Genomic DNA, 14,382 nt, shown 5'->3' with positions numbered 1-14,382 from the left:
GTTATGAAAGAACCGTTCATTCATCCGCTTTATATTATTGAAAAACTGGAGACAGCCGGTTACGAAGCGTATTTTGTTGGAGGAGCGGTCCGGGATCTCATTTTAAATCGGACGATTGGAGATATTGATATCGCTACGTCAGCTAGGCCTGAACAAGTGATGGAACTCTTTCCTAAGACGATTCATGTAGGAATCGAGCATGGTACGGTTGTCGTTGTCCATGAGAACGAGACCTATGAGGTAACCACTTTTCGCTCTGAGGGAGAATATGATGATTTTCGTCGTCCCTCGTCCGTTACGTTTATTTCGTCTCTTATAGAAGATTTGCAGCGTCGCGATTTTACAATCAATGCAATGGCTATGAATGCAAAAGGGGAAATTATTGATCCATTTAATGGAAGAGAAGATTTACGAAACCAGTTAATTCGTACTGTCGGAAATGCTAAAGAACGCTTTCATGAAGATGCTCTTCGTATGATGAGAGCCGTTCGCTTTGTCAGTCAGCTGGCTTTTTCGCTGTCTGATCAAACTAAAAGAGCCATTCAGCAATACGGTGAACTGCTGAGGCATGTTTCTATTGAACGTATTACAGTTGAATTCGAAAAAATGCTGAGCGGAAAGCGTCCGTCTTTAGCATTAGCACTTGTAGCAGATACGGAGCTATATCGCTACTTGCCCCAATTGAATGTAGATCCGCAAAAATTCCGATCTGTTTGTGCACACGATTGGATGATGCTTCAGCGAGTATCGGAGTCATGGACACTTCTGGTACATCTACTCGACATTCAAGACAAGCAGGCATTTTTTAAAAGCTGGAAATTATCTAATAAGCAAATTAAAGATATTCAGCTTCAGTCTATTGGTCTTCGAGACGTTTTGGAAAATGGATGGTCAAAACGCATCATGTATACAATTGGAGAGCAGGCCAGCGTAAGCGTGAATCGTATTTTACAACTTCTTCGAAGCAATGAGCATATGAATGAACATGAGCTTCTTTACATCTATAGCGAGCTGCCTATTCATTCTTTAAAAGATTTAGATATAAATGGTCAAGATCTTTTAGTGTGGACAGGTAAAAAGGGTGGTCCATGGGTGTCTCAACTGTTAAAAGAAATTGAGGAGAAAGTTCTATACAATGAGTTAATGAACACGAAATCTTCAATAAGAAAGTGGGTGCAGTCTTGCAGTCAGATATAAGAAGAACGCTGCTTGAAATGTTTACGAACGCAGATGGGGACTATGTCTCCGGCCAAAAGATCAGCGATTTATTAGGCTGTTCAAGAACAGCTGTATGGAAGCATATCGAAGAGCTGCGAAAAGACGGCTATGAACTTGAAGCTGTTCGTAAAAAAGGCTATCGCATTGTAGGGAAGCCGAACAAAGTAAGCAGCAACGAGCTTTTATTAGGGCTCCAAACAACAAAAATCGGTCAGTATATTCATTATGAGGAAAGTGTACATTCTACTCAAAAAATTGCTCATCGAATTGCTCAAGAAGGAGCAAAAGAAGGAACGGTTGTAGTTGCTGAAGAGCAAACGGCAGGGAGAGGAAGACTTGATAGAGCGTGGTATTCCCCAAAATATACTGGTGCCTGGATGAGTATTATACTGCGTCCTTCTATCCCTCCGCAGCAGGCTCCTCAGCTGACTCTACTATCGGCAGTGGCTGTTGTACAGGCCATTCAAGAAGTGACGAACCTTTCTCCAGACATTAAATGGCCTAATGATGTTTTATTAAATGGGAAGAAGCTAGTTGGGATTTTAACAGAAATGCAGGCTGATTTTGACCGGATTCATTCGGTCATCATTGGAATCGGCATCAATGTGAATCAGCAGGAAACGGATTTTAATGAACAAATCAAACACATTGCCACATCTTTACGTATTGAAAAAGGTGAAGAAATTAATCGTGCAGCTTTGATGCAAGCGTTTTTCTTAAAGTTAGAAACCCTTTACGAAGAATACTTAAAAAATGGCTTTGGTTTAATTAAAGTTCTTTGGGAAACATATGCGATCAGTATTGGCAAGCGAATTATAGCACGCACGATGACAGCCAACATTGAAGGCTTTGCAAAAGGTATAACAGATGAAGGTGTTTTATTGATTGAAGATGATAAAGGAGTTATACACCGAATTCATTCTGCAGATATTGAGCTCTCTGCTAAAAAATAGTAGAAAAATAAAGAAATTTTTATTATAATACGAGTATCAAGGTAGTATCGCAAGAACTTCACTTGATACTCGTTTTTTTATTTTAAATACGACAATAAATCTGCCTTGATCCATTAAGGACTAGGACAGAGGGATGACGCGTAGGTAAGCATATTAGGTAAAGTGTGCTTTTTATAGATGAAGTCTGTCAAAGTCCTTCTTCCTTTTATAGGTAGAAGGACTTTTTGTGTGCAGACGTGCGCTCATCTCCTCTGAGAAGGAGGAGAAAGTTAGTGAAAACAAAATTAGATTTTTTACGTATGAAACAGAACAATGAACCAATTGTGATGCTGACTGCGTACGATTATCCGTCAGCTAAGTACGCTGAGGAAGCAGGCGTAGACATGATTTTAGTAGGCGATTCTCTCGGAATGGTCGTTTTAGGATATGACTCTACGATTCCTGTAACGGTAGATGATATGATTCATCATACAAAAGCAGTTAAAAGAGGAGCTGCTGATACATTTATCGTCACCGACATGCCATTTATGTCCTATCACGTGTCGAAAGAAGACACGATGAAAAATGCTGCTCGCATTATGCAGGAAAGCGGAGCTCATGCTTTAAAAGTAGAAGGTGCAAAGGATGTTCTTTATACAATTTCAGAATTGACGCAAGCTGGTATTCCGGTTGTTGCACATCTCGGGTTAACACCTCAGTCTGTCGGTGTCCTGGGCGGTTATAAAGTGCAGGGAAAAGAAGCAAAAGAAGCCAAACAGCTAATCCAAGACGCGATCAAGTGTGAGCAAGCGGGAGCTATTGCTGTTGTATTAGAATGTGTTCCTAAACAAGTAGCAAAACAAGTAGCTGAACGCTTGAGCATTCCAACAATCGGAATTGGAGCAGGAGCTGATACGGATGGTCAAGTACTTGTATACCACGATGTATTAACGTACGGAGTAGAGCGTGTGCCAAAATTCGTTCATTCATTTGCGAAAATAAATGAGCCTATTTTACAAGGGCTTTCTCAGTATGTAAGTGAAGTGAAAAAAAGAGAGTTTCCGAAAGAAGCACATACTTTTTCAATGAAAGAAGAGCAGTTAACGGCACTGTACGGAGGAAAATAAGATGAAAGTCATTACAACAATTAAAGACATGCAGCAGGAGATGAAAAAAGAAAAGCAGCTTGGACGTTCAATTGGATTTGTCCCGACGATGGGCTATTTGCATGAAGGCCACGCTACTTTGCTTGGAGCGGCCCGCACAGAAAATAAAGTAGTGGTGCTAAGTATTTTTGTGAACCCGACTCAATTTGGACCAAATGAAGATTTTGATACGTATCCAAGAGATTTTGAACGCGATGAGCGCGTGGCAAAAGAAGCTAACGTCGACTATTTATTTTATCCTTCAGTAGAGGAAATGTATAAGTCAAGCCGTTCAGTTGCTATAACCGTGACCGATCGTGTAGACGTATTGTGTGGACAGAAGCGCCCCGGACATTTTGACGGAGTAGCCACGGTACTAACAAAGCTTTTTCACATTGTAACACCGGATCGTGCATACTTTGGTAAAAAAGATGCACAGCAAGTTGCTGTGGTAGATGGCTTAATTGAAGACTTTAATTTTCCTGTGGAGCTTAGAGCAGTAGATACGGTGAGAGAAGCAGATGGATTAGCTAAAAGTTCTCGTAACGTATATTTAACAGATAAAGAAAGAGAAGAGGCACCTGTTTTATTTAAGAGTTTACAAAGCGCTCTGCAGCTTCTTGAAAGCGGAGAGAAGCAAGTAGAAATTCTTAAAGAGACCATTCGAAAAGAAATTGAGCAATATACGAGCGGTAAAGTGGATTATATCGAGGTTTATACGTATCCAGAGCTAAAAACGATTAAGCAAACCGCTGGAAAAATCATTATTGCTTTAGCTGTTCAATTCTCTAAAGCCCGTTTAATTGATAATGTAATTGTAGACGTACAGGGGGATAACTAAATGTTTCGCACGATGATGAATGCTAAAATACACAGAGCTCATGTAACTGAAGCCAACTTAAATTATGTTGGCAGTATCACCATTGATGAAGATATCATCGACGCAGTAGGAATCGCAGCAAACGAAAAAGTCCAAATTGTAAACAATAATAACGGAGCGCGCTTGGAAACGTACGTGATTCCCGGCGAACGCGGGAGCGGGGTAGTTTGTTTAAATGGAGCTGCTGCAAGACTCGTGCAGCCTGGAGATATCGTCATCATTATCTCTTATGCGCTCGTAGCAAATGAAGAAGTAGCTCACCATCATCCAACCGTAGCGATTATGAATGAGCAGAATAAAATCCAACAATTGCTTAAACAAGAACCAGCTGGTACAATTCTATAAGAACAGTCCCCCTTTATGAGGGGGATTTTTATTTGAATACATACGCTAGTAAGTGAACGGTATAAACCTCTATACACACTAAAGTAAAACTTCTATGTATGAAAGCCTCTCTGTTTTTCACGAGAAGGAGTTGCGCTTTTAAAGCATATAGAGCAGGCTTTCACTTTATACTATAAAAAGACAGACTTGCGAGGTGTTGACCGTGAATAAACGCTTTATTGTGGTAGATCTTGAAACGACGGGACATTCTCCAAAACAAGGAGATAAAATGATTCAATTTGCTGCTGTCATAGTAGAAGACGGCAAAATTGTTGAACGTTTTTCTAGTTTTTTAAATCCTGGTATGGATATTCCGCCTTTTATTACACAACTAACTAACATTCAAAATGATATGGTGAAAGATGCGCCTTTATTTGAAGAAATTTCACCTAAAATTATAGAATTGCTAGATGATGCTTATTTTGTTGCACATAATGTGGCATTTGATTTAACTTTTTTACAAGAAGAACTCTATCAGTGCGGAGAGGAGACGCTTTATAATTCAACCGTAGACACCGTCGAACTGGCTCGGATTCTGCTGCCTACAGTTGATGGGTACAAACTTAGCCAATTAGCTGAGTATTTACATATTGAACATGAAAACCCTCATCAAGCAGATAGTGATGCAGAAGTAACAGCACGTATTTTACTGTTACTAATTGAAAAATTGAAGAAGCTACCTCTAACAACCTTAAAGCAGCTGTATGCGCTAAGCTTGCACTTTAAAAGTGAAATTGGAGAACTGATTCAACAAGTTATAGATGATAAAAGCTATGCTGAGGATGATTCTTATGAATTTATACATGGGATTGCGCTAAACAAATATCAGCCGCATTCAGCTAATGAAAAGCAGAACTCTCATACTTACGAAATATTTGAAACTGAAAAGCAAAAGCTGTTCCATCAGGCTCTGCCATTGTTTGAAGAACGAAAAGGGCAGTGGGAGATGATGAACTTTGTACAAGAGTGCTTTGCAGGTAATGAGCATGCTTTAATTGAAGCCGGGACCGGTATTGGTAAAACCTACGCTTATTTAGTTCCTGCCGTGTTTTATGCTTCTGTTCATCATCACCCAGTCATTATCTCAACTAACACGGTAACGCTTCAGCAGCAAATCATCGAAAAAGATGTGCCTATTCTAGAAAAGATTGTTCCGTTTCCTGTTACAGCAGCTGTTTTAAAAGGAAGAGAACACTACATTAGTATAAGAAAATTTATTCAGCTCTTAAAAGAGCGCAATAATAATTACGATGCGATCCTAACAAAAGCGAAGCTGCTTATCTGGCTGACGGAAACGGAAACGGGCGACAGCGATGAAATAAACCTGCCTTCTGGCGGCAAACTTTTTTGGGAACAGCTAAATGAAAGCAATCCGTCTCCAAGTGACTTTAAGCATCCTTGGAAACTTTATTCTTTTTATGAACGAGCGCAGAACAGAGCGCAAAATGCCCATATAGTAGTGACAAATCATCGCTTGCTGTTGATGGATGTGATGAGTAATCATGAGCTGCTGCCTGAGTATGAACAGATTATTATTGACGAGGCTCATCACTTAGAAGACATTGCCGGAGAAGAGCTGGGGGAGCGCTTAGATTATTTTGCGGTTCATGCGCTATTAAACCGAATCGGAACTATTCAAGACAAAGGGCTGTTAAAAAAAGTTCATCATACCTTTGTAAAATATAGCATCGAGCTTAACACTGAACTGCTTCAAAACCTGTTTGTGCAGCTTCATTCTGAGTGCGATGACTTATTTCGTTTGATTCATTCTTTTGTCCAAAAAAGAATCGGCAATCAGCAGGGCGAGATTGGAAGAAGCAGCTATCGATATAAAGTGGAAAAAGAGCATGGGCATTACTGGACGGCTATTCAAGAAGCAGCGTCGCGCATTCGTTTTTTAATTCACGATCTTTTTACATGGAATGATGGGGCAAGACATTCCTTTGACGAACTATATGACAAAGTCACAAAAAATGAACAGTCGTCTCTTCATGAATTTCAAACGGCTGTTAAAGGATTTGCACACATATCTCAGCAAATAGAAAAGCTTCTGTTCAAACAGCAGAGTCATCACGTAACGTGGTTTGAGATTGAACCAAAAGGAGCAGCGAATGCTACGTATATCTATAGTCAGCCTACTTCCATTGCCGATACGCTGGCTGATGAATTTTTCGCTAAGAAACAAAGCGTTATTTTAACATCGGCTACATTGACGGTGAATGGAACATTTGATTATTTAATTCAAGAGCTAGGGTTATATGACTTTCAGCCTGCTCAACTCATTCTACCTTCCGAGTTTGATTATGAGAAGCAAGCTAGAGTCTATATTCCTCAAGATATGCCTGCTGTTAACGAAGTATCATTATATGAGTATAGCGCTATGATGGCAGAAAGTATTCTTGACGTAGCTAAAGTAACAAATGGTCGTATGCTGGTGCTTTTTACTTCATATGACATGTTGAAAGCTACGTATGGTTATTTAAAAGAGTTAAACGATCTTGAAGAGTTTGTACTGCTCGGTCAAGGAGTCACAACTAGAAATCGTAATAGACTGCTAAAGGACTTCAGCCAGTTTGAGCATTCCATTCTATTAGGTACAAATAGCCTGTGGGAAGGAATTGATCTGCCAGGAGATTTATTATCATGTCTCGTAATTGTCAGACTTCCTTTTTCATCGCCTAATCAACCTCTGCTGACAGCTAAATTTGAGCAGATGAAAAAAGAAGGAAAAAGTCCTTTTATGAATTATTCACTTCCTCAGGCCGTTATCCGTTTTAAACAAGGATTTGGACGGTTAATTCGTTCCAAAAGTGACCGAGGAGCTATATTTATTTTTGATAATCGCATTACGCGAACAGCATATGGATACCATTTTCTTCATTCACTTCCAAAAGTCCAGGTTGTTCAAAAAACGTTTTCGAATATCTTACTGGACTACAAAGAATGGTGGAATGAAAAGACTTGAGCATACGCTTAAGTCTTTTTTTATGCATACTGTTTCTTCACTTGAGAGACGATAGTAATATACTATGATAAGCAAATGAGGGCAGTGTATGATTAAAATATTGCTAAGTGCTGTACTGTTTTTTAGTTTTATGAACTGTTCGGCTTCAGCAGCCGTCATTAAAAACGTAGATTTTGGTTTGCAAGCTGATGAAGTAGTGATTACCTTTCTACCTCTTTCAGCTGGAGAAGCGAGTCTGATTCAAGACGGAAGCGGTGAGACTATTTTGATAAATACCGGTAATGCATCTTCCTATCTCGAGCTAAAGAAGTGGTTGAAGCGATATAAAGTAAAAAAAATCAACCAATTAGTGATTACAAAACAGCAAAAATACTATGATTCAAATGTTCAGCGTGCTGTGAATGATTATCATACAAAGCGCATTATTGTCCCGGCTCAGTACCAGGCGGAATTTCAAACAGAGAAGTGGAAAGAAAATGATTTATTTCAGTTAACAGATAATATACACGTTGATGTCTTGCATGTATCGAAACAAAAAACAGCGGCTATGGATCTATTATTTACGATTGGAGAACATCGAATTCTATATGCAATGAGCAGCTCAGATGAAGTAGAAGAAAAGTTTTTACGCATTCCTCTTACCCATGTAGATGTATTAAAAATTCCTAATTTTGGAGAGGGAACGTTTTTTTCGAATACATTTTTGAAGCAATTAGATACACAGCTTGCCGTTATGTTTACGAAACCAGGCCGTTCCTATTCCCCTCGACTGCTTTCAAATTTAACAGCTGAATGGATTGAATTATATGACGTAAGAGAAGGGAGCGCTTACTCTATTAAAATGTCGCTAAAATCCTATGATGTGATGAAATTTTCTGCAAAATAAACAAATTTCCTTTTGCAAAAAGAGGTAAATTCCTTATAATATTATATATGTTTACTTATTTATTCGGTTTTTACGCAAAACGTACAGATGGGATTGATGAGTGAAAAAGATGACGATGGTTTTTGATACCTGTTATAATACGGATATCGTCATTTTTGCGTCGTGATAGACGAGCTAGGAGGTTTACAATGGAAAGTAGGATTGAAGTATTATCAACTGTCCGCGTGGAAAATTCCTCGGATTTATATAAAATTGTTGATAGTTTGAATCGCACGTTGAAAAAGCAAGATTTGATGTTCGGATTAGCGTTAGATGAAGAAGATCAAAGCAAAGCTGTATTTACAATTTATCGTACATAAGTAGGGATTTTATGAAAAAGTTAATTATTGTAGCGGTGGCTGCTGTGCTTTTAATTATCGGGGGCATTTCTTTTAGCATTTATCACTCGTCCGTGAAGGATGTGCAGTCTGCTGAGGAAAAAGCAGCATCTCAAGCAAAAAAAGAATTTAATTTGAAATCTGTCACAAGCACCCAGCCATATTTCGGCAATCATGCATTTTATGTAGTAGAAGGTACAAACCGAAGCAATCAAAAGGTAATTGCTTGGATGCCTAAAAGCAAAAAACAAACAGCAGTTTTAAAGAAAGCAAGCAGCGGGATCACAAAAGAAAAAGCCATTTCCATTGTGAAAAATGATAAAAACCCGCAGGAAATTAAGTCGGTGCGCCTAGGCATTGAAAAGAAAAAGCCGCTGTGGGAAGTAACATATGTGGATAAAGATAAGAAACATTTAACATACTATTATCTTGATTTCTCTAGCGGTGAATTTATAAAACGATACAGCTTATCTCAATCATAAATCGTTTATACCATATGAAATGCCATATGTGTCATAATATAAGATTTCAGCGCTTTATGAAAATGAAGCCAATTTTTTATCTATAATCAGCCCGCGGGCTGATTATAGCTTTAGTTCATAGGGGGAGATTTTAGTGAAGTTAGCAAAACGTGTATCAGCATTAACGCCATCATCAACATTAGCGATTACAGCAAAAGCGAAAGAATTGAAAGCGGCTGGTCATGATGTGATTGGACTTGGAGCAGGGGAACCTGATTTTAATACGCCGCAGCACATTTTAGAAGCGGCTGTCACAGCAATGAATGATGGTCAGACAAAATATACGCCAGCAGGCGGCCTTGCACCATTAAAAGAAGCGGTAATTGAAAAATTCAAACGCGACCAAGGCCTGACGTATTCACCTTCTGAAATTATTGTTTGTACAGGTGCTAAGCACGCACTGTATACGTTATTTCAAGTTCTGTTAGACGAAGGTGACGAAGTGATTATCCCAACTCCTTACTGGGTAAGTTATCCTGAGCAAGTAAAGTTAGCAGAAGGTACACCAGTATTCGTTGAAGGTTCTGAAAATAACGAATTTAAAATCACACCTGAACAATTAGAAGCGGCTATTACTGCTAAAACCAAAGCTGTTATTATCAATTCACCAAGCAACCCAACAGGTATGATTTACACAAGAGAAGAGCTTCAAGCTTTAGGGGAAGTTTGCTTGAAGCACGATATTTTTATCGTATCAGATGAAATTTATGAAAAGCTTGTATACGGTCAAAATGAACATGTATCGATTGCACAGCTTTCACCAGCGTTAAAAGAAAAAACAATTATCATTAACGGTGTTTCTAAGTCACATTCCATGACGGGCTGGCGCATTGGATATGCAGCTGGTGATGCTACAGTTATTAAAGCGATGACAAACCTAGCGAGTCACAGCACGTCAAATCCAACATCTATTGCTCAATATGCAACAATTGCTGCGTATAACGGCACTCAAGAACCGGTGGAAATGATGCGACAAGCTTTTGAAGAGCGTCTAAACGTGATTCATGAAAAGTTGATTAACATTCCAGGGTTCTCATGCTTAAAGCCACAGGGTGCTTTCTACTTATTCCCTAACGCAATTGAAGCTGCAAAGTTAACTGGCTTTGATACAGTTGATGCTTGGGTAGAAGCTATTTTAGAAGAAGAGAAGGTAGCCCTAGTTCCTGGATCAGGATTCGGTTCACCTGAAAACGTACGTCTTTCTTATGCTACATCACTAGATCTGCTAGAAAAGGCATTAGAACGAATTCAATCATTCATGACTCGTCACATGAAATAAAAAAGTAACAATAGGTAGAAACAAAAGAGCTTTTTAGCACAAATCACACGTGTTAGAAGGCTCTTTTTGTTTGTTACTTGTTATTATGTTTGTCGAAATGTATAATAGGATGGCATACATAATTACGAAATGTAAGTTTTTTGGAGGGATATTAATCGTGAAAATTACGATTTCAGAAGCAAGCAAGCATGTAGGAAAAGAAGTAACAATTGGTGCTTGGTTAGCGAATAAACGTTCAAGTGGTAAAATTGCCTTTTTACAGCTGCGCGATGGATCAGGATTCATGCAAGGGGTAGTTGTAAAAGCTGAAGTAGAAGAAGAAACTTTTAAATTAGCTAAATCTATGACGCAAGAATCATCACTATATGTAACAGGTGTAGTACGTGAAGATGAGCGCTCACCGTTTGGCTATGAGTTAACAGTTACAAGCCTTGAAGTTATTCATGAAGCTGTTGATTATCCAATTACGCCAAAAGAACATGGAACAGAGTTCTTAATGGATAACCGTCATTTATGGCTGCGTTCTAAACGTCAACATGCTGTTATGAAGGTTCGTAACGAAATTATTCGTGCAACGTATGAATTCTTTAACGAAAACGGGTTTACAAAAGTAGATCCGCCAATCCTAACAGGAAGTGCTCCTGAAGGAACAACAGAATTATTCCACACGAAATATTTTGATGAAGATGCATATCTTTCTCAAAGTGGACAGCTTTATATGGAAGCAGCGGCAATGGCGCTTGGAAAAGTATTTTCATTCGGTCCAACGTTCCGTGCTGAAAAATCTAAAACACGCCGTCATTTAATTGAGTTTTGGATGATTGAACCAGAGATGGCTTTCTACCAATTCGAAGATAACTTGAAAGTACAGGAAGAGTATGTGTCTCATGTTGTACAGTCTGTTTTAACAAACTGTAAGTTAGAGTTAAACGTACTAGGCCGTGATACATCTAAGTTAGAACAAATTAAAGCACCATTCCCTCGTATTTCGTACGATGACGCTCTTAAATTCTTACATGAAAAAGGATTTACAGACATTCAGTGGGGAGATGACTTTGGAGCACCGCATGAAACGGCTATCGCAGAAAGCTATGACAAGCCGGTATTCATTACACACTATCCAACGTCATTAAAACCATTTTATATGCAGCCAGATCCAACAAATGAAGACGTAGTATTATGTGCAGACTTAATCGCACCAGAAGGCTACGGAGAAATCATTGGAGGCTCTGAACGTATTCATGATCAAGAGCTTTTAGCTCAGCGTGTAGAAGAGCATAAATTAGATACTGAAACGTATAAGTGGTATTTAGAGCTTCGTAAGTATGGCTCAGTTCCACATTCAGGATTTGGTTTAGGCCTTGAGCGTACGGTAGCATGGATTAGCGGCGTAGAACACGTTCGTGAAACGATTCCATTCCCACGCTTATTAAACCGTTTATACCCGTAAGGAAGTGAAAAAAGTATTCTGACTCTTGTAGTCAGGATACTTTTTTAGCTTTTTTTATGAATCATAAAAAGAAAAGATAAACGAGGCTTTTACTTATATCATAAGGAAACAAAGGCAAACATAGAAAAGAGTCTAACTTAAAAGGGAGTTGCAATTCTCGAAAAAATAAGTTAGTGTAATATTCTTGGAAGGAAGTCATCGTTCGTATATATTTTATATGTGCAGAGCAATGGTACGGTTTCAGCGGAAAGTTTTACATAGAAGCTTTTTTAGCTTCGAATAATTATTACTTTGACTATAAACTTCATGATATACTAACTACTGAGGTGTTCGGATATGAAAAAAGAAACGTTAATTGAATGGTTTGAACAAGGCACAGTTTCAATTCCGAAGCTGCTGTTTAATCACTATAGCGATTTGGGAATGAACGAAACGGAATTCATGACGTTAATGCATATTTATGTTTCCATTGAAGGCGGTGAAGGTTTCCCGACACCTAACGAATTGGCGGCAAAAATGAGTATTTCAAGTGCTGTCTGCATGGATACGCTGCGAGCATTAATTCAGCGCGGCTTTTTATCTATTGAGCAAGATCAACAGCAAAACGCCCTTATTTGTGAACGTTATTCATTAAAACCGCTTTGGGAAAAGCTTATTCATCATATGATGCAAGAAACAAGAGAAGTAGAAAAAAACGAAGAAGAACAAGAAGAGCTTAATTTATATACAATGTTTGAAAAAGAGTTCGGCAGAGCATTGTCTCCGTTTGAATGCGAAACACTAGGGATGTGGATTGATCAAGATCATCATGATCCCATTATTATTAAAGCGGCACTAAGAGAGTCGGTGATGTCTGGAAAATTAAACTTCCGGTATATTGATCGTATTTTATTTGAATGGAAGAAAAATGGTATTCGGACCATTGATCAAGCCCGCAAGCATAGCCAAAAATTTCGTCAAAATCAACAACCCAAAAAACTATCTTCTGTTAACCCTTCTCAGTCTACATCAGCCATTCCTTTTTTTAATTGGCTAGAGCAATGACAGGATAAAAAGCTGCTTCAAGATCCAAGTAATTGAATCTTGAAGCAGCTTTTTTAAAAGAATACGGACAAGAGTAGCATTTGACAGGAACCCTATTGTAAAATAGGAGGGAACTACCTGTAAGAAGAAGGAGAACTAGTATGTTAACGTTAAAACAAATCAGACAGTGTCTAGATGCTATGGCGGAAATGTTTCCTGACGCTCACTGTGAGTTAAATCATCGGAATCCCTTTGATTTAGTCATTGCTGTAGCGCTATCTGCTCAGTGCACAGATGCTTTAGTCAACCGCGTAACAACAGATTTATTCAAGAAATATCAAACGCCTGAAGACTATTTAGCCGTTTCGTTAGAAGAGCTGCAGCAAGATATTAGATCAATCGGCTTATATAGAAATAAAGCTAAAAATATTCAAAAGCTCTGCCGTATGCTCATTGATGAATACGGAGGAGAAGTTCCAAGAGATCGTGATGAGCTGACTAATCTTCCAGGAGTAGGGCGTAAGACGGCTAATGTTGTTGTATCCGTAGCTTTTGGAGTACCGTCAATAGCAGTAGATACGCATGTAGAACGTGTAAGTAAACGCCTTGGGATTTGCAGGTGGAAAGATTCCGTTTTGGAAGTAGAAAAAACGCTGATGAGGAAAATTCCGAAAGATGAATGGTCCGTTACGCATCATCGACTTATCTTTTTTGGACGCTATCACTGTAAAGCACAGTCTCCTCAATGTCATGTCTGCCCGCTTCTTGATCTTTGCCGAGAAGGAAAGAAACGAATGAAAGGAAAAGAGAAGAAGACAGATGTTACCGATTGAAGTGCCGTCACATTTCCTATGCGAACCATTCTATTCAAAAGAAGATCGGGTTTTTGAAGTGGATGAAAAAAATGGAAGAAATTATTTTGTTTATGATATTTTATACGATGTACATAAAGAAACGAAAACACCTTGGAGGGATGTTCAAAATAATATACGGCCATTTTTTGAGAAGTGGGAAACTCAAAGGGAAGAACTGTATACGCTTTTTTCTCAGCGAAAAGCAAAAGAAGCAGCTCCTTGGATGAAACAAGCTGCTGCTATGTATATTAGTTTACTGTTTTGGATTAATGGACAGCCCGTTCGGCGTTTAAATCGGCTGCAAGAAGATATAGCAGACCTAACCTATAAGCCTATTAACTGTGCTGAGAGACTTATGTTTTTGCTGCAGCGAGTTTCTTCTTATCAAGCGTATATTCAGCTGACAGAATTATTTAATGAGCTGCGTAAGCAATATGCAAAAATGCTTATTCTTCACAAGCAATAAAG

The 14,382-nt window shown here is 38.7% G+C and carries 14 protein-coding genes; all 14 read left to right on the top strand.

Translation table 11 applies throughout. The features are described from left to right. Positions 1-3: 3 nt before the first annotated feature. Positions 4-1,197 carry a CCA tRNA nucleotidyltransferase gene (locus ACFX4E_RS06890; protein ID WP_028407961.1) on the top strand — a complete coding sequence of 398 codons (1,194 nt, stop codon included), beginning with the start codon at positions 4-6 and terminating at the stop codon, positions 1,195-1,197. Continuing rightward, entirely contained in the window at positions 1,182-2,171 is a 990-nt protein-coding gene (locus ACFX4E_RS06885; protein WP_028407962.1) for a bifunctional biotin--[acetyl-CoA-carboxylase] synthetase/biotin operon repressor, read from the top strand. The genes ACFX4E_RS06890 and ACFX4E_RS06885 overlap by 16 nt, the downstream gene beginning before the upstream one ends. A gap of 272 nt (positions 2,172-2,443) precedes the next feature. Further along, positions 2,444-3,277: a 3-methyl-2-oxobutanoate hydroxymethyltransferase gene (gene panB, locus ACFX4E_RS06880; RefSeq protein ID WP_377237700.1), complete on the top strand. Its 834-nt coding sequence runs from the start codon at positions 2,444-2,446 to the stop codon at positions 3,275-3,277. A 1-nt stretch (position 3,278) separates the two neighbouring features. Continuing rightward, positions 3,279-4,136: a pantoate--beta-alanine ligase gene (gene panC / locus ACFX4E_RS06875; protein WP_028407964.1), complete on the top strand. Its 858-nt coding sequence runs from the start codon at positions 3,279-3,281 to the stop codon at positions 4,134-4,136. Then, complete coding sequence (panD, locus tag ACFX4E_RS06870; protein ID WP_028407965.1) at positions 4,137-4,520, top strand: aspartate 1-decarboxylase; 384 nt, start codon at positions 4,137-4,139, stop codon at positions 4,518-4,520. Between the two features lie 202 nt (positions 4,521-4,722). After that, the gene (dinG, locus tag ACFX4E_RS06865) at positions 4,723-7,524 is read left to right on the top strand and encodes an ATP-dependent DNA helicase DinG (RefSeq protein ID WP_377257866.1); all 2,802 of its coding nucleotides are present in this window, start codon (positions 4,723-4,725) and stop codon (positions 7,522-7,524) included. 88 nt (positions 7,525-7,612) lie between these two features. Further along, on the top strand, positions 7,613-8,410 hold the full coding sequence (locus tag ACFX4E_RS06860) for a ComEC/Rec2 family competence protein (protein WP_377237704.1): 798 nt from the start codon (positions 7,613-7,615) through the stop codon (positions 8,408-8,410). A 188-nt stretch (positions 8,411-8,598) separates the two neighbouring features. Next, positions 8,599-8,769, top strand: coding sequence for a YpmA family protein (locus ACFX4E_RS06855; protein WP_013056102.1), 171 nt, complete (start codon positions 8,599-8,601; stop codon positions 8,767-8,769). 11 nt (positions 8,770-8,780) lie between these two features. Next, positions 8,781-9,269 carry a cell wall elongation regulator TseB-like domain-containing protein gene (locus ACFX4E_RS06850; protein WP_025749368.1) on the top strand — a complete coding sequence of 163 codons (489 nt, stop codon included), beginning with the start codon at positions 8,781-8,783 and terminating at the stop codon, positions 9,267-9,269. A 133-nt stretch (positions 9,270-9,402) separates the two neighbouring features. Beyond that, complete coding sequence (locus ACFX4E_RS06845; RefSeq protein WP_013082327.1) at positions 9,403-10,587, top strand: pyridoxal phosphate-dependent aminotransferase; 1,185 nt, start codon at positions 9,403-9,405, stop codon at positions 10,585-10,587. A 157-nt stretch (positions 10,588-10,744) separates the two neighbouring features. Next, positions 10,745-12,037 carry an asparagine--tRNA ligase gene (asnS, locus tag ACFX4E_RS06840; RefSeq protein WP_028407969.1) on the top strand — a complete coding sequence of 431 codons (1,293 nt, stop codon included), beginning with the start codon at positions 10,745-10,747 and terminating at the stop codon, positions 12,035-12,037. Between the two features lie 336 nt (positions 12,038-12,373). After that, positions 12,374-13,081 (top strand): DnaD domain-containing protein, encoded by a 708-nt coding sequence (locus ACFX4E_RS06835; protein ID WP_377237707.1) that lies wholly within the window; start codon positions 12,374-12,376, stop codon positions 13,079-13,081. 140 nt (positions 13,082-13,221) lie between these two features. Continuing rightward, the gene (gene nth / locus ACFX4E_RS06830; protein ID WP_028407971.1) at positions 13,222-13,893 is read left to right on the top strand and encodes an endonuclease III; all 672 of its coding nucleotides are present in this window, start codon (positions 13,222-13,224) and stop codon (positions 13,891-13,893) included. Then, positions 13,880-14,380: a YpoC family protein gene (locus ACFX4E_RS06825; RefSeq protein WP_098333590.1), complete on the top strand. Its 501-nt coding sequence runs from the start codon at positions 13,880-13,882 to the stop codon at positions 14,378-14,380. The genes nth and ACFX4E_RS06825 overlap by 14 nt, the downstream gene beginning before the upstream one ends. The last annotated feature ends 2 nt before the right edge of the window (positions 14,381-14,382 follow it).

Origin of the sequence: Priestia sp. YIM B13491 (genome assembly GCF_042787605.1) — a bacterium.
Classification (GTDB): Bacteria; Bacillota; Bacilli; order Bacillales; family Bacillaceae_H; genus Priestia; species Priestia megaterium_E.
Note: the sequence above shows the minus strand (reverse complement) of the source record. Positions and strands in the feature narration are given on the sequence as shown.